Source organism: Streptomyces sp. 35G-GA-8, assembly GCF_023534745.1.
Taxonomy (GTDB): Bacteria; Actinomycetota; Actinomycetes; order Streptomycetales; family Streptomycetaceae; genus Streptomyces.
In genome coordinates this window covers 97,513-114,103 of sequence record NZ_JAMHJQ010000019.1, presented here as the reverse complement: position 1 = coordinate 114,103, position 16,591 = coordinate 97,513, and the positions used below count along the sequence as shown (strand labels likewise).

11 protein-coding genes and 1 pseudogene are annotated in these 16,591 nt (G+C 71.4%); 3 read left to right on the top strand and 9 right to left on the bottom strand.

The window, feature by feature from the left end:
- Positions 1 to 102: 102 nt before the first annotated feature.
- Both M1203_RS33535 and M1203_RS33530 read left to right on the top strand, forming a co-directional pair.
- Positions 103 to 711 carry a SigE family RNA polymerase sigma factor gene (locus tag M1203_RS33535; RefSeq protein WP_249953623.1) on the top strand — a complete coding sequence of 203 codons (609 nt, stop codon included), beginning with the start codon at positions 103 to 105 and terminating at the stop codon, positions 709 to 711.
- A complete protein-coding gene (locus M1203_RS33530; RefSeq protein WP_249953622.1) occupies positions 711 to 1,406 on the top strand; it encodes a hypothetical protein in 696 nt (231 codons plus the stop codon). Before M1203_RS33535 ends, M1203_RS33530 begins: the two co-directional genes overlap by 1 nt.
- Positions 1,407 to 1,472: 66 nt before the next feature.
- Here the strand turns inward: M1203_RS33530 and M1203_RS33525 are convergent, their stop codons facing one another.
- Positions 1,473 to 4,457, bottom strand: a complete 2,985-nt coding sequence (locus M1203_RS33525) for a glycoside hydrolase family 2 TIM barrel-domain containing protein (protein ID WP_249953621.1) — start codon at positions 4,455 to 4,457, stop codon at positions 1,473 to 1,475.
- Between the two features lie 309 nt (positions 4,458 to 4,766).
- On the opposite strand from M1203_RS33525, the gene M1203_RS33520 reads away from it, so the two are divergent.
- Positions 4,767 to 6,113 (top strand): 6-phospho-beta-glucosidase, encoded by a 1,347-nt coding sequence (locus M1203_RS33520; protein WP_249953620.1) that lies wholly within the window; start codon positions 4,767 to 4,769, stop codon positions 6,111 to 6,113.
- A gap of 421 nt (positions 6,114 to 6,534) precedes the next feature.
- On the opposite strand, the gene M1203_RS33515 is transcribed toward M1203_RS33520, so the two are convergent.
- From M1203_RS33515 to M1203_RS33480, 8 genes and pseudogenes are all read right to left on the bottom strand, one after another.
- Positions 6,535 to 8,478: a DUF2264 domain-containing protein gene (locus M1203_RS33515; RefSeq protein ID WP_249953619.1), complete on the bottom strand. Its 1,944-nt coding sequence runs from the start codon at positions 8,476 to 8,478 to the stop codon at positions 6,535 to 6,537.
- Entirely contained in the window at positions 8,475 to 9,497 is a 1,023-nt protein-coding gene (locus tag M1203_RS33510; RefSeq protein WP_249953618.1) for a hydroxyacid dehydrogenase, read from the bottom strand. Before M1203_RS33510 ends, M1203_RS33515 begins: the two co-directional genes overlap by 4 nt.
- A gap of 44 nt (positions 9,498 to 9,541) precedes the next feature.
- Positions 9,542 to 10,432 carry a carbohydrate ABC transporter permease gene (locus M1203_RS33505; protein WP_249953617.1) on the bottom strand — a complete coding sequence of 297 codons (891 nt, stop codon included), beginning with the start codon at positions 10,430 to 10,432 and terminating at the stop codon, positions 9,542 to 9,544.
- Positions 10,429 to 11,396 (bottom strand): annotated as a pseudogene (locus tag M1203_RS33500) (carbohydrate ABC transporter permease). Before M1203_RS33500 ends, M1203_RS33505 begins: the two are co-directional and overlap by 4 nt.
- Before the next feature lie 67 nt (positions 11,397 to 11,463).
- Positions 11,464 to 12,813, bottom strand: a complete 1,350-nt coding sequence (locus tag M1203_RS33495) for an ABC transporter substrate-binding protein (protein ID WP_249953616.1) — start codon at positions 12,811 to 12,813, stop codon at positions 11,464 to 11,466.
- Positions 12,814 to 12,914: 101 nt separating this feature from the next.
- On the bottom strand, positions 12,915 to 14,075 hold the full coding sequence (locus M1203_RS33490) for a substrate-binding domain-containing protein (RefSeq protein WP_249953615.1): 1,161 nt from the start codon (positions 14,073 to 14,075) through the stop codon (positions 12,915 to 12,917).
- Positions 14,076 to 14,281: 206 nt separating this feature from the next.
- Positions 14,282 to 15,418: a PQQ-dependent sugar dehydrogenase gene (locus M1203_RS33485; RefSeq protein WP_249953614.1), complete on the bottom strand. Its 1,137-nt coding sequence runs from the start codon at positions 15,416 to 15,418 to the stop codon at positions 14,282 to 14,284.
- 290 nt (positions 15,419 to 15,708) lie between these two features.
- Entirely contained in the window at positions 15,709 to 16,590 is an 882-nt protein-coding gene (locus M1203_RS33480; protein WP_249953613.1) for a diacylglycerol kinase family protein, read from the bottom strand.
- Between the last annotated feature and the right edge of the window lies 1 nt (position 16,591).

The following is a 16,591-nucleotide window of genomic DNA, read 5'->3' as shown; positions in this document are numbered from 1 at the left end:
CGGGAGCGACAAGGGGTGGAGTCGCGCGAGTGCTGGGCTCGCGCATCCCGCGGCGGCGGGAACGGCCGGTGCGGGAGCGGACAGCGGACAAGGAGCGGCTCCGTGGGCACAGTGGTCGATGACGCCACCGCTGCCGAGTTCCACGCGTTCTTCGAGCGGCACTACGCCGAACTGTCCCGGCTGGCCTATCTGTTGACGGGCGACGCCGACACGGCCGACGATCTGGCCTCGGACGCCCTGCTCGCGATGTGGCGCCGCTGGGACCGGGTACGGGCAGCCGATCACCCCGTCGCGTACGCCCGCGGGGTGGTCGCGAACCTGGCCCGCTCCCGGATCCGGAGCGCGGTGCGGGAGCGCCGCCGCGTCTCGCTGTTCTGGTCGCAGCGGGGCGAGCGCTTCGACGATCCGGACGTACCGGCGGTACTCGACGTCCAGGCCGCGTTACGGCGGCTGCCGTTCCGCAAACGCGCCTGTGTGGTGCTGAGATATGCCCTGGACCTCTCCGAACGGGACACGGCGCTCGCCCTGGGCATCTCGGTGGGCACGGTGAAGAGCCAGTCGTCGAGGGGGATGGCAGAGCTGGGACGGCTGCTCGGACCGGGCGCCACGGCCGAAGAGGTCCAGGCGACGGTGGCCTCGCAGCGTGCCGTGACGCCCACCCGGGTACGTGGTTCCGCGCGCGCCTCGACACGTGCTGAAGGCAGGGGCTGATGGACGAGTTGCACAGACGGCTGAAGGAGACGGCGCGGGCCCACCACCCGGACCGGGAGCGGATGCGCGCGCGCATCGAGCGGGGCATGGCCGGGCCGGGAACGCGCCCCGCGCGATCGCCGGCCCCTCGCCCGGCGTCCTGGGTCCGGGTCGCCGCGGCGGCGGCCGCGGCGACCGGCGTTCTCGCCGCCGGCGCGCTCGCCCTCGACGCCGTCATGGACGACGGCGCCGATCGGGCGAGGACGGTGGCGACCACCCCGGGCCCGTCGAGCGAGACGCCCGACAGCCCGCCCGTAGGTGCCCGGGACGGCTATCTCCGGTCGGACGGCGTGCTCGACCCGAACAGCAACGCCTACTGGGCGCAGAGCAACATCACGATCGGAACGGACCGGCCACTGACCTCACTGACCCTCGAACTACGCGTCGCGCAGACCGGAGGGGTACGGGACACCGGCTCCTGGCGGACGCTGCCCGAAGAGGACTTCACCGTCTCCGTACGCCCCGAGACCGGCGCGCTGGTCTACCGGTGGACGCTCAAGGACGGCGTGACGGTCCCGGCGGGCGAGCATGTCTTCGCGGCGCAGTACAACCACGCGGAAGGCGCGCGGGACGCCGGGGACGACCGGTACACGGCGGTCGCGACCGGCTCGGGCCGGCCCGCCGAGGTCCGGGGAGGCTTCGGCACGGCCCGCTAGTGCCGCGACGGGGCAAACATCGCCGGGAGGGGCACTAGGCCCTGGCACGCCGGCCCGCGAAGCCCCTCACAGCGGGCGCAGCGTCCATGACCAGCGGTAGGTCCCGGCGCCCAGCCGGTAGCGGGGCAGCGTGTCCGGACCGCAGGACGCGGTGCCGAGACCCCGGTGGGCCGCGTCCAGCTGGACCACGCAGTGCGGCAGCGGTACCAGCTCGTCGTGGTGCGTGGCGGCGGCGAGAGCGGCCGCGCGATGGCGGGTGACCGAGACCTGCCGGGGCGCGTCGAGCCGTACGGTCAGCCCGTCGCCGGTCTCCTCCGAGAGCAGCGAGAAGGACCGTACACCGCAGCGCCCGCCGCTCTCCTGCGGGCGCAGATACGGGGTGAACAGCCGGTCCACCGAGGCGCGGTGATGGCCGACCGGGCCGCCCGCGCGCCGGTCGGGGTAGGTCTCCCAGGGCCCTTGCCCGTACCACTCCATCCGGTCGAGACCGCTCACCGTCTCGAAGACCGTGCCCACGCGCGCGGCGTCGGTGAGCTCCTCCGGGAGGACCGCGGTCTCCTCGACGAGCAGTCCGGCGCCGCTCAGTGGGGTGAAGACCTGCTCGTGCGTGACCGCTCCGGCGGCCGTCGGGTACATGGCGCGCACGGTGACAAGGCCGCCGACGCGCTCGACCGAGGCCGGTTCGCGCACGAGCCGGTCCAGGCCCAGTTTCCGCCAATGGTCCGCCGCGCCGCCCAGCACGTCGTTGTCGGTGGGCGCGCGCCACAGGCTCAGCGCGGGCGGCGACGACAGCAGCGGATGCCGCAGCAGCCCGTCCGCGCCGATCACGGCCCAGTCCTCGTCCCAGTCCCCGCCCCCGGCGGGGGACCACACGGCGGGGGTGTACCGCCGTCGCAACTGGATCTGCGGGGTGCACACCTCGGTGCCGCGTGGCGCCCATGGCTCATCGTCCCGCGTGGTCACACGGAGCGTCAGCCACATCTCACCGCCGTCCCCGGCCGGTCCGGCGAGGAGCCCGTCGGGGAGGGGAACGTACGCCGACCCACCGGGCGGCACCTCGGGCAGGACGGCCGGCGCGGTGCGGGTGGCCGCCTCCTCCGAGGCCAGCACCCACTGCGCGGTCAGCCAGGACAGATCGCGGAAGTGCTGGGCGTTGGTGATCCGCACGTCGCCGTCGAGCCCGGCCGACGGCCCGTGCGAGAGCCGGACGGGGGCGGCGAGCTCGCGGTGCTCGTACATCGCCGGCTTCGGCGTGCGGTCGGGGAAGACGAGCCCGTCCGCGCAGAACGCGCCGTCGTTCGGGGTGTCGCCGAAGTCCCCGCCGTATGCCCAGCGATAGCCCTCCGCCGTCACCCCGTCCTCGTACGCGCCCGCGCCCGCGAGGCCCGCCGGGCGGCCCGGTCCGTCCCCGTCGTCCGTGCGCTGAAGGATCCCGTGGTCCCAGAACTCCCAGATGAAGCCGCCCTGGAGACCGGGGGTGGACTCGATGGCCGCCCAGTGGTCGGCGAGCGTCCCATTGCTGTTGCCCATGGCGTGCGAGTACTCGCACAGGATCAGCGGCTTGGTCTGCTCACCGGAGACGGCGTGCGCGGTGATCTCGTCCAGCGGCGCGTACATCGGACAGAGGATGTCGCTGGCGACCTCCGGGGAGGACCAGTCGGTCTTGGCCGCACCCTCGTACTGGAGCGGACGGGTCGGGTCGTAGCGCCGCAGCCATCCGGCCGCCGCGTCATGGTTGGCGCCGTAGTCGCTCTCGTTGCCCAGCGACCAGACGATGACGCTCGGGTGGTTCTTGTCGCGCAGCGCCATCCGGGAGACGCGCTCGGCGAAGGCCGCCAGATAGCGCGGGTCGTCGGCGAGTTCGAGGCCGTGGTGGTGGCTCTCGATGTTCGCCTCGTCGACGAGATAGAGCCCCAGTTCGTCGGCGAGATCGAGCAGCGCGGGATCGTTGGGGTAGTGCGAGGTGCGGACGGCGTTGAAGCCGAAGCGCTTGATCGTCTCCAGATCGGCGCGCATCTCGGCGGCGGTGACCGTCCGTCCGGTGAGCGGATGGAAGTCATGCCGGTTGACGCCCCGGATGAACACCCGTTCGCCGTTGATCAGCAGGTCCCTGCCGGTGATCTCGACCGTACGGAAGCCGACCCGATGGTGGGAGGTGTCGGCCACCGAGCCGTCGGGGCGGTGCAGCCGGAGCGTCAGCCCGTACAGCTCGGGTGTCTCGGCCGACCAGACACGGACGTCGGGTACGGTCGCCCGCAGCCGGGCCTCGCCGAGGAAGTCCGAAACCCGTGTCCTCCGGCCGCACCGCTCGGCGAACTCCTCGTCGGGGACCAGGCCACCGGCCCCTTCGAGCCGGCCCGAGACCCGCCACCCCTCCGGCAGCGGGCCGTCGGCCACGCGTACTTGGGCGTCGACCACCAGCCGGCCGTCGACGGGCGCGGTGATCCGTACGTCCGCCAGCCAGAGCGGATCGGTGGCGTAGAGGAAGACGGAGCGGGTGATGCCGCCGTGCCACCACTGGTCCTGGTCCTCGATGTGCGTGGCGTCGGACCACTTGACCACCGTCAGCCGTACGGTGCTCACCGCGCCGGGGCGTACGACCGAGGTGATGTCGAACTCGCTCGCCAGATGCGAGTCCTTGCCGATCCCCACCGGGCGCCCGTCGACCTCGGCGATCAGTACGCTCTCCGCGGCCCCCACATGGAGCGCGACACGGCGGCCCGCCCAGTCGGCGGGGACGGTGAACTCCCGCTCGTACACCCCGGTCGGATTGGCCGCGGGACAGAGCGGCGGGAACTCCCCCCACGGCATGCGCCAGTTGGTGTACCGCGGCAGATCACCGGTGTCCCGCATGGTCCAGCAGCCCGGTACGGCAGACTCCGCCCACTCCTCCGACAGCGGCGCGTCCGGCGCCGGCAGCAACTGGAAACGCCAGGCACCGTCCAGCGGGAGGCCATCGGGGCGGCGGTCCACGGCATGCATGGGCAGCCGCCGCCAGGAGGTGAGTTCGGGGGACTCCCAGGGACGTACGGTCAACGGCGATCCGGTCATCAGCGATTGGCCCCCTCGGCCGGGTCCGCCATGATCTGGCGAGCACCCAGGAAGAACATGACGAGCAGTGGGATCAGCGTGAGCGGCGGCCGGACATCGTCGTGCCACCGCCCTTCGAAGGTGAAGATACCGAGGAAGGCGAGCCCAGACCCGACAACCGGCGGCGCGACATGCCGGTGCTCGCGCGGAGAAGCGGGTAGTGAGCGCCGCGCCGTCCGACGACAGGCCCTGGCCGCGCCACCCTGGGGAAGGCCGGTGTAAAAGTGGGTCAGGCAGGAAGTCGGCTCAGGCACCGAAGGCGGTTCAGGCGTGAGGCTCACCATTCTCGGCGGCGGCGGATTCCGGGTGCCGCTCGTGTACGGAGCACTGCTCGGCGACCACGCGGAGGGCCGCGTCACCCACGTCACCCTGCACGATCTGGACGCCGCGAGGCTCACGGCGGTCGCCCGCGTGCTGGCCGAGCAGGCCGCGTCCGTCCCCGACGCCCCCACGGTCACGGCCACCACCGACCTCGACGAGGCGCTGCGCGGCGCCGACTTCGTGTTCTCGGCCATCCGCGTCGGAGGACTCGAAGGCCGCGCTGCCGACGAACGCGTCGCCCTGGACCAGGGCGTGCTCGGCCAGGAGACGGTCGGTGCGGGCGGCATCGCGTACGGACTGCGCACGGTCCCCGTCGCCGTCGACATCGCGCGACGCGTCGCCCGGCTCGCCCCCGACGCCTGGGTCATCAACTTCACCAACCCGGCCGGCCTGGTCACCGAAGCCATGTCCCGGCATCTCGGCGATCGCGTGATCGGTATCTGCGACTCACCCGTGGGCCTGGGCCGTCGTGTCGCGCGCGCCCTCGGCGCCGACCCGGACGAGGCGTCGATCGACTACGTCGGCCTCAACCACCTCGGCTGGCTGCGCGGGCTGCGCGTCGCCGGACGCGACGAACTGCCCCGGCTGCTCGCCGACACCGAAGCCCTCGGTTCCTTCGAGGAGGGCAAGCTCTTCGGGACCGCATGGCTCCATTCCCTCGGCGCGATCCCCAACGAATACCTCCATTACTACTACTTCAACCGGGAGGCGGTACGCGCCTACCAGGAGGCGGAGCAGACCCGCGGCGCGTTCCTCCGTGACCAACAGGCCCGCTTCTACGACGAGATGGAGCGTCCCGGCACCCCCGCGCTCGCGGCCTGGGACCGTACCCGCGCCGAACGCGAGGCCACGTACATGGCGGCGAACCGCGAGGCGGCGGGCGTCGGCGAGCGTGACGCCCCCGACCTGGAGTCCGGCGGCTACGAGAAGGTCGCGCTCGCGCTGATGCGCGCCATCGCCCGCGACGAACGCACCACGCTCATCCTCAACGTCCGCAACCGCACCACTCTGCGCGTGCTGGACGAGGAGGCCGTCATCGAAGTGCCCTGCTTCGTGGACGCCAACGGCGCCCATCCGCTCGCCGTCTCGCCCCTGCCGCACCACGCCACCGGCCTGGTGTGCGCCGTCAAGGCCGTCGAGCGCGAGGTCCTGGCCGCCGCCGAGAGCGGTTCGCGCGCCACCGCGGCCAAGGCGTTCGCCCTGCACCCGCTGGTGGATTCCGTGACCGTGGCCCGCCGTCTCGTGGACGGCTATACGCGTGTGCATCCGGGCCTCGCCTATCTGAACCGGAAGTAGCACCTCACGAGGAGCCCTGTATGACCCGGCAGCCCCGGCCGGATACCGGGCTCNGATTCCGTGACCGTGGCCCGCCGTCTCGTGGACGGCTATACGCGTGTGCATCCGGGCCTCGCCTATCTGAACCGGAAGTAGCACCTCACGAGGAGCCCTGTATGACCCGGCAGCCCCGGCCGGATACCGGGCTCCCTAGGGCGTGTATCGAAAGTCCCGCCTGGCTCGCGACGCCCGGCACGCACGCTCGCTGCGTTGTCGGAGTCGTCCAAGTAGCTCCGCTACGAGGACGATCCTCCGCCTTGCGATCGCCGCTCGGCATCCGAAGGAGAGTCAAGGCGCCGAGAGAGAGAGCGCAGCGAACGTAGTGCACCGGACGCCGCGAGCCCCGCCCTGCGGGCGGACGGCGCTACTTTCGATACACGCCCTAGCCATGCCCGACCGTCAGCGGGTCGAAGGCGATCCGCGTGCGCGACCCGTCGTCCGTCCACCTCACCTCGACCGTTCCCGTATCCGCGGCCACCGTCACCGCGCTCACCGCCTCGGACAACGGCGCCGCGCCGGGCTCGGCGGTGAGCGAGGCGAGAGCCACGAAGAACGCCGTGCCCTCCGCTTCCCCGGTCAGCCGGGGCACGACCGCCCAGCGGGTGTACGCCGTACCCTGCGGGGCGCGGACCTCGTCCCGCGTCCCCCAGCCGTGCAGAGCGTGCAGAGCGGAGCGTACGGTCTCCCCGGGGCCGGTCGCCCAGCCCGTCTGCCGTACGCGCGCCCCGGGCGGCGCGCCGAGTACCCGGTGCGCGCGCAGTTCGTACCGGCCTCGTACCACGCTGACGCTCTCCACCCGCAGTCCGGGCACCATGGGCGCGCCCGAGGTGAAGACGGGCAGATGGGCGGAGGCGGCCCAGCCCCATCCGTCACCGTTCCCCGCGCCGAGCGGCCGGATCCGGCGCCGCCCGCCGGCGGCCCCCCCGATCTCCACCACCAGTTGGTTGTCCGGGACGTTCGCCGCCGACGTCGGTCCGGTACGGGTGGAGTAGGACTGCCGGCTGTAGAGCGGATCGTCCGCCGCCCCCGACTCGCCCTCGTGCGGCCGGATGTGGTCGCTGCCGTGGTTGTGCAGCCGTACGATCCCGTCCGCCCGGGTGGAGTGCACCAGCAGCCCCGGCGCGGCGAGGGCGAGCACCCGGTCGGGTCCCTCGCTGGGCGCCGCTGCCTCGGTGGCCGTCCACAGCGGATGGCCCTGAGGGGCGAGCAGCGCGACGAACGCCTTGGACGCCCAGTACGGCGAGGCGGGACCGGAGTAGGACTGGAGCGTCGCCTCGTGCGGACCGTGCCAGCCGAGGCTGAGCAGCCCGTCCCTACCGGTCGCCCCGCGGTCGAGGAAGTAACGCAGTGAACCGTTGACCAGCCGCCGCGAGACGCCCGGGGCGAGCGGCGTGTGACCGGTGACGGCCCCCAGGGCGACCGCGGCGCTTGCCGCGAACCGGTAGGTCAGCGAGCGGCCGAAGTGGATCGGCGCCCCGTCGGCGCCGAACAGCAGGGAGAAGCCCTTCAGATGCTCGCGCAACCGGTCGCCGTACGGCGGGGCCGAGGACGCCTCCGCGCCGGATCCCTCCGTGTCACCGGCCAGCAGCGTGTCCAGCACCGGATAGAGGTGCAGGGCCCAGCCGTTGTAGTGGTCGAAGGCCCGGCCGTCGCCGTCGGAGTACCAGCCCTCTCCGCGGTACCACCCCTCCATCAGGTCACGCGCCCGCTCCCGCGCGCGTGCCGTCTCCGCGTCGCCGCGCCCCACCGACTCCAGGAAACCGGCCACCGAATAGGGGAACAGATACCAGTTGTTGGGCGCCGGGGTGTGCCGCAGGGCGCCGCGCAGCCACTCCTCGGCACGGTCCCGTACCCCCGACTCCAGCCTGTCCCAGAGCCAGGCCCTGGTCAGCCGCAGCCCGAGGGCCACGGACGCCGACTCGACCATGGGCTGGCCCTGGACATGGTGATCGAGGATCAGCGGCCAGGACTCGGTGTCGTCCCGTCCCGGGGTACGGGTGCCGGCCGCGAGCCCGTCCGCGTACCGGTCGAGCCAGCCGTGCGGATCCTCGCCCCCCGCGCCCGCCACCCGGAACGCGGCGGCGAGGAACGTACGGGCGTAGCCCTCCAGACCATCGGACCGTACACCCGAGCGGGAGGGCCGTCCCGGCAGATCGAGCAGCGCGCGGCCGGGGGTGGCCCACTGCCAGGCGGCCCGCAGCAGTCCGTCGGCCGCGGCTTCCCAGTGCGCGCGGGTGTAACCGGTGTACGGGCTCAGCGTCCGGTCCTCGGCGGGGAGTGCGAACGCGGGCCGTGCGGGCATGGACGGTACGAGGGGTGAGCTCATGCGAGGAACGCCAGCCTTTCGCGTCGTACGGGATGGGCGAAGCCGTCGCCCGCGGCCCAGCGTTCGACCTCGCCGACCGCCAGATCCGCCAGCCGTCGTGTCTCATTGCCCTGCGAACCGGCGAGATGCGGGGTGATCAGCGCGTTCTCACAGGACCACAGCGGATGGTCCGGTGGCAGCGACTCCGGCTCCGTGACATCGAGGACGGCCCGGATCCGGCCCTGTTCGAGGACATCGGTGAGGGCGTCCTGGTCGACGACGGCGCCGCGCGCGGTGTTGATGAGCACACTGTCCTGGCGCATGGAGGTGAGCAGTTCCCGGCTGACCAGCCCCCGGGTGGCGGGCAGCAGGGGGGTGTGGACGCTCACGGTGTCACTGCCCGAGAACAGTTCGCCGAGTCCGACCGGCCGGACGCCGAGCGCCGCCGCCTCCTCGTCGGAGACATAGGGATCGTGCAGCAGCACCCGGAAGTCGTAGGGCCGCAGCAGTTCGATGACGCGCCGGCCGATCAGTGAGGCGGACAGAATGCCCACGGTGCGGCGGTAGTTGCCCACGTCCATGCTCAGCCAGTCGTCGCGATCGCGCGTGGCGCGGTAGTCACGGGCCCGTTCCAGCGCGCGCTTCCCGGAGAGCAGGATCATCGCGACGGTGTACTCCGCCACCGGCAGGGCGTTGGCGGCGGCGGCCGAGGACACCTCGATGCCCCGCTCCCAGCAGGCCTCGGTGATATGGCCGCGGACGGTCCCCGCCGTATGGGCGACCGCGCGCAGCCGGGGCGCCAGATCCAGTACGGCCCCGTCGAGGGGCGGGCAGCCCCAGCCGGTGACGAGGATCTCCACATCCGCGAGCGTGGCGCGGGCCCGGTCGGTGGTGAAGTCGTCGAGTACGGGCGGTGGTGTCAGATCGCAGACCGTGCCGAGGGCGGCCAGGCTCTCGGGTCCGAGGACCGAGGCGGCGGCATCCGGTTTCATGGCGAGGGCGGCGCGCGGACGGTGACGTACGGTCGGTGCGGTGGGCATCTCTCTCCTGGTACGGGGGAACGGCGGCGGGTGGGCCCGGCCGGTTACTTGACGGCGCCGGCGGTGAGGCCCGACCGCCAGAAGCGCTGGAGCAGTGCGAAGGCGAGGATCAGCGGAAGGACCGCGAGCAGCGACCCCATGATCACCACGGGGTAGTACTCCGGGGAGACGGAGGCGGAGCTGTTCCAGGTGTAGAGGCCGAGGCTCACCGGATAGAGGTCCTGGTCGGAGAGCATCACCATGGGCAGGAAGAAATTGTTCCAGATCGCGGTGAGCTGGAAGAGGAAGACGGTGACGAGGCCGGGGCCGAGCATCCGCAGGGCGACCCGTAGATAGGTCGTCAGTTCACCGGCGCCGTCCACCCGCGCCGCTTCGAGGACCTCGTCGGGCACATAACCCTGGCTGAAGATCCGGCCCAGATAGACACCGAAGGGGTTGAAGAGCACGGGGATGAAGACCGACCAGAAGGTGTTCACCAGACCGGTGCCCGATGCCATCAGATAGAGGGGCAGCGCGAGCACGGTCTGTGGCACCATCACCGCCGCGAGGACCAGACCGAACAGCTTCTCCTTGTGGCGGAACCGGTACTTGTCGAACGCGTAGCCGCAGGCGATGGAGATCAGCGCGCCGAGCGCGGCGCCGACGACCGCGTACAGCAGGCTGTTTCCGTACCACCGGCTGTACAGCCCGCCGTCCATCGCGAACAGGTCCTTGAGGTTGCGCAGGAAGGAGAAGTCGCTCAGCGACAGCAGATCGCTGCTGAACAGCGCGTCGCGGCTCTTGGCGGCGGCCAGTACCAGCCAGAGCACCGGCAGCAGTGTGTAGAGCACCGAGATGCCCACGACCAGATTGACGACCGAGCGGCCGAGCAGACGCGGGCGCCGCGAGGCGCCGGTGCGGGTGATGGTGGTGCCGGTGGTGGCGGTCGCGCTCATCGGGCGGCCTCCTCTTGGGCGTTGGCGCGGTTGGTCCAGCGGGTCACGCCGTAGGAGAGGGCGATCGTGCAGAGCAGCAGAACGACGGAGGCGGCGGCCGCCAGGCCGTAGTTGTTACGGGTGAACGCCGCGTCGTAGATGTACATGCTGGGCGAGAAGCGCGAGCTGATCATCGGGGTGGACTGGCTGAGCAGCATGGGTTCGGTGAAGAGCTGAAGAGCGAAGATCAGGGTGAACATCGCGACCATCACGATCGACGAGCGCACCAGCGGCGTCTTGACCTGGAGGGCGGTACGCACCGGCCCCGCTCCGTCGACGACCGACGCCTCGATGACCTCGCGCGGTACGGCCTGGAGGGCGGCGTAGAAGACGACCATGTTGTAGCCGAGATTGCTCCACAGCGCGATATTCACGATCGACGGCAGCACGGTGTGCACACCGAGGAAGTCGATGGTGATGTCGGCCCTGCCGAGCAGTTCGATCACCGGACTGATGCCGGGTGTGTACAGATACAGCCAGATGAGGGCGGCGATGATGCCGGGCACGGCGTGCGGCAGGAACAGTCCGAGCTGGGCCCAGACCGCAGGCGTGCCACCCCGGAGTCCAGCAGCAGGGCCAGCGCCAGCGCGCCGATCACCAGCACGGGGATGTAGACCACGCAGTACAGGACGACGGTGCCGAGTCCGCCGAGGAAGGTCGGGTCGGTGAGGACCGCGATGTAGCTGCGCGGCCCGGCGAAGACCGTGCGCTCCGGACCGAATCCCAGCCCCGGCTGGTCGTCGCTGAAGAAGCTCAGCCACACGGCTGTCGCGACGGGGATCAGGAAGACCGTCACCAGAAGGACGAAGAAGGGGGTCATCAGGACGCCGGCGGCGCCGAGTTCACGGCGTCTGGCGGACTTCCGGCCGCCGCGCGCGGACCTTGCGGTGGGGCCGGCCAGGGGCTTGCCGACGGGGGTGCTCATGGGGGTGCTGATGGGGTTGCTCATGGGGTGTCACCTGCCTTTCTGCTGCCGGAACGGGGGACGCGCGTCAGCTGCCGCGCTCGGTGGTGGTCAGCCCCAGCGCCTTCAGATCCGGCATGGTGCCCTTCTGGGCCGCGCGCACGGCCTCGATCAGCGAGCCCTGGCCGCCGCTCACCCGGGCGAAACCGTCCTGCATGACCTTCATCGTGGCCGTCATCCGCGGTCCCCAGATCCAGCCGTCCCGGATCTTGCGCGCCTCTTCCTCGAAGAAGCGGTAGATGTCCTGGCCGCTGTAGTAGGAGCGGTCGAACGCCTCGCGGCCCACGGCGACGAGGCCCGGCGCCGCCGGATACTGGCTGCTGGTGCCGCTGGAGAGCCGGGCGCGCAGCGCGTCGGGGTGCGAGATCTGCCACTCGATGAACTCCATGGCGGCCTCGGGGTGCTTGCTGTCCTTGGTGACCGCGAAGGTGGAGCCGCCATGGGTGCCCACGCCGGGCCTGGCCGGGTCCCACTGGGGGAGCGGCGCGATGGCCCACCGGCCCTTCTGGCCCGGCCGGGCGTTCATCTGCGCCCCGGCGTCCCAGGCGCCGCTGAGCCGGACCAGGACCTTGCCGTTGCCGATCTGGGCGTCGCTCTGCCGGCTCTCCACCGCGTTCATGAAGACCAGGTCCCGGTCGATCAGCCGCTGCCAGTACGCCGCGACACGGCGGGTCGGCGCGTCGCCGAGCGAGACGTTCCAGGCACCGCCCGCGGTGTCGAACCACTGGGCGCCCGCCTGCCAGGCGAACGCGGCGAGCTGCGGGGCGCCGTCGGTGGCGAAGAGCGCGAGCCGCCGGTCGGGGGCCTTGCTCCGTACCGTCCTGGCCACGGCCTCGAACTCGTCCCAGGTGCGGGGTACTTCGAGGCCGTACTCCCGGAAGAGGTCGGTGCGGTAGTGCATCACCATCGGCTCGATGTCGAGCGGCAGACTGAAGACACGCTTCTCGAAGGTGGTCAGGCCGAGCGCCTGTGGCAGCAGCTTGGCGCGCAGTCCGTCGCTGACCAGGTCCGTGATGTCACGGGCGACCCCGTCGATGGCGAAGCCGGGCACCTGGGGATATTCGATGGTGGCGATGTCCGGCGCGTTGCCCGCGCGGGCGGCGTTGCTGAGCTTCGCGTAACCGCCCTGGGCTCCGGAGGGTATCTGCTGGAAGTCGACGTGGACGCGGTCGTGGCTCCGGTTGAACGCGTCCACCACTTCCTGGCTGCCGCGCAGGGCGGACCAGAAGGTGACGCGTGTGGCTTTCCTGCTGCTGATCTTGCTCGCGCTGCCCGACTCTGACTCCCCGCCGCCCCCGGTGCAGGCGCTGAGCGCACCTGTCAGGGGCAGCGCGGCGATCGTGGCGAGCACGGATCGACGGCTCTGTCGACCAGGCATGGGCGCCTCCCGCGGCTCCGGTATGAGACACGGGGAATCCTGATCGGCTGATCGGAAGGGGTCAATAGATCGCTCAGAAGAAAATCAAAGCGGTCAAACGCTCAGTCTTCTCCGGGGGTTGGCGGGGACGCCGGCGGCTGCGTCGAACCGCGTACCTTCAGCGTGGGCAGCAGCTCGATCCTGCGTACCGGGCCGGCGGCGCCGAGCGGCCGGGCCAGCCGGTGCAGCAGCAACTCGGCCGCGGCCCGTCCGACCTCCGCCTTCGGCGGCGACACCGCCGTCAGCGGGGTGCTGCCCAGCGCCGCGACCACGTCGTCGTACGCCACGACCGAGCAGTCGCGCGGCACCCGCACCCCCTGCTCCGTGAGCCGCTGCACCAGCATCAGCGCGTCCACGTCGCCGTGCAGCACGGCGGCCGTGGCCCGGCGTTCGGCCAGCAGCGCGGCGAGATCGAGAGGGGTACGGTCACGCGGAGCGCCGCCGAGCCCGGCCTCGTCGTCCTCAGGACCCGGCACCGCGTCCGGCGAGCTGAGCACCACCGACCAGTCCTCCACCTCGGGCCGGGCGGCGGCGATCTCGGCGAAGGCGTGACGTACGGAGCGCGCCGTGGGGCTGTCGTCACGGGCGGCCAGCACGATCCGGCGGTGGCCCAGCGCGACCAGATGATCGACCGCGAGATATGTCCCGTACCAGTGATCGGAACAGACCGAGTCCAGGGCGTGCAGCGCGCTGCCGGGCCGGGGCCGCCGCTCCATCAGCACGGTCGGCACCGCCACCTCGGACAGCCAGCCGTAATCCGCCGCCTCCGAGACCGCGCCGCGCCACCTCGGGGCGATCAGCAGCCCCCGCGCGCCGGCCGCCAGCGCCGCTTCGACCAGGGGCCGTTCGGCGCCGGGCGCCTGCGGCGCGATATGCAGGGCGATCCGCATCCCGGCCTCCTCCAGCACGGGCCTGGCGCCATAGGCCGCCTCGTACAGATACGAATGCCGCTCCGGCACCACCAGCGCGACCGGACCGCCGTCCCGCCCCGGTTCCTCGGCCCGCGCCGCCGGGACCGTGACCTCCTCGACGGCCCTCACCACCGGGCGGGCCACGCCGTGCCCGCGTCGTAGCCTCCCCGCGCGGGCCAGCTCCTCGACGTCCCGCCGGACCGTGACCACCGAGACATCCAGCTCCGCGGCGAGCACGCTCACCTTGACCGCGCCCCGCGACCGCACCACCGCCAGGATCCGCTGACGCCTGAGCTCGACCGGCTCCCGCATACTGTTGGCCCCCTCGCCGCCACCACCGCGCTCTGTTCGTTTGAATGTTTCGTATGAGCGCTTGGAGCCGCAGCATAGCCGCGCCCAGCACATCGGGCCCGGTGCTGATCGCTCAGCACCGGGCCCGACCCGCTCGATGGTTCTTCTCATCCAGCGGCGGTCACGCACAAGGTCACGCACAAGGTCACGCGGTGGTCATACGAGGGTCACGCCGGGTCGATGCGGGAGACCTTGCCGGCGATGTCGAGCAGGTACAGTTCGCCGTCGCCGTCCTGCACGAACGAGATGATCTGGCCGCCGTTGACCCCGAGGTCGCTCTCGCCGGTGACCTTGCCGTTCTCCATGCGCAGCGCGCGGACGGTTCCGTCGCAGTAGTCGCTGAACAGGTACTGACCCTTGAGATCCGGGATCGCGTCGCCGCGGTAGACATATCCACCGGTCACCGAGCAGCCCAGCCCGCTACGGTCGTACTCGAAGACCGGCGGTACGTGGTTCGCGGGCTCCGTGCCGCCCCGGAAGGGGTGGTTGCCCTCCATCGAGGCCCAGCCGTAGTTCTCGCCGCCCTCGCTGTCCGCCGGGGCCCAGTCGATCTCCTCCCACTCGCTCTGGCCGACATCACCGATCAGCAGGTCGCCCGTGCCCGAGTCGAAGGAGAACCGCCACGGGTTGCGCAGCCCGTACGCCCAGATCTCGTCCTTCGCGTTCGGGTCGTTCACGAACGGGTTGTCCGAAGGGATCGCGTACGGCACGCCGCCGCGCGGGTCGATCCGCAGCATCTTGCCGAGCAGTGTGTCGAGGTTCTGCCCGTTGCCGTGCGGGTCGCCGCCCGAGCCTCCGTCGCCCAGCGCGATGTAGAGGTAGCCGTCGGGGCCGAACTTGATGTCGCCGCCGTTGTGGTTGGAGTACGGCTGCGTCTGAGTGATGACGGTGCGCCGGGTGTTCGGCTGGATCTTGCCGTACCGCACCTTGAATTCGTCCACGGTGCTCGTGCCTTCGAGGTCCGTGTACGAGATGTAGAAGTGCGCGAACTTCTTGTCGAACGCGATGCCCAGCAGGCCGCGTTCGCCGTCGGTGGTGGTCTCGTCGGATATGTCGAGGACCGGCCGGCCGAGCCCCTGAGCGCCCAGGACCCGTACGGTACCCGCGCGTTCGGCTATCCAGACCGTGCCACCCGGCCCGGCGGCGCCGGCGATCGGATTCTGGGCCGTGGCCACTTGCTTCAGCGTGACCTCCGCCGCCTGACGTGGGGCGACGGGCTCGTCGGCGGACGCCGTGGCCAACGTGAGCGACGCGACGAGGCAGATGGTGCCGATGATCGCCGAGCTTCTGGTGCGAACTTTCACCGTGATCCTCCTGGAGGCGGCGAGTGGGGAGATAACCCGGCTGCTTGGGGCAGAGTCGTGTGGGTGTCGCCCGCGCCAGCACGCAACCTGGGTGGGGGGGATTGTGTGTCGCTGGTCACGGATGAGGATATAGGGACAGGGGCGGTTGGCGTAGACCAATGCTCGATCCAGTTGCCTCCGTTCCGTTTTGCGCCGTACCTTCCGTCTGCCCGTCACCAGGGCCGTCCCTACGGGGGCCGTCCCCACGGAGAAGGAAGTGGGCCGGGGACGGGCCAGTGGGCCTGGACGGGTCAGGACAGCAGGTTCAGGGCTCCCGGCAGCACCCGTGCCGTGACCGGCAGACCTGCCTCGACCTCGCCGTCGGCGCCGTAGGGAAGGTCCCGGTCACACTCGATCCGCACCTCGCGCCCTCGCAGGGTCTCCACCTGACGCCGGTCCACATGTCTGCCGCTTCTGAGTTCGTTCATCACGGCGAAGAACAACAGGCGTGAGGCCTGATGGATGATGACGACATCGAGCAGTCCGTCGTTCACGGCCGCGGCGGGTGCGATGCGCCGGCCGAAGCCGTAGTAGCCGGAGTTGGCCACGACGACGGTGAACCCCCTGCGGTGATGGACGGTGCCGTCGACGGTGACGCGGTAACCGGCCGGCCGCCAGCTCATCACGGCGCGCAGCCCTCCCACGTAGTAGGAGGCGGCGCCGCGCAGCAGACGGCTGTGGTTGGCATGGCGGTTGGCCAGCGCGTCGACGCCCGCGTAGACACTCCCGAGGACGGGCATGCGGTCGTGGACGGCCGACTCCACCTCGATGACATCCGTCGCCCTCGGCTCGCCGCGCAGGAGCAGTTCGGCGAGCCGTGCCGGGTCCCCGGGCACGCCGACCGCGCGGGCGAAGTCGTTCCCACGGCCGGCGGGCACGATCCCGCCGATCGCGTCGGTCCCCGCGAGAGCGCCGACGACCCTCCCCGTCAGGCCGTCACCGCCGACGCCCAGCACGATCCGGCCCTGTCCCGCGGCTCCCAGGGCCAGTTCGCGCGCGTGACCGAGACTGCGGCTGTACTCGACTTCCAGTCCGGCGCCGGCCTCGCGCAGCAGTACGGCGAGGGGGATGAGGGCCGCCGCCGATCCGGCGCCACCCGCGCTCGGATTGACGACGGCCGTGAACTGTCGCATG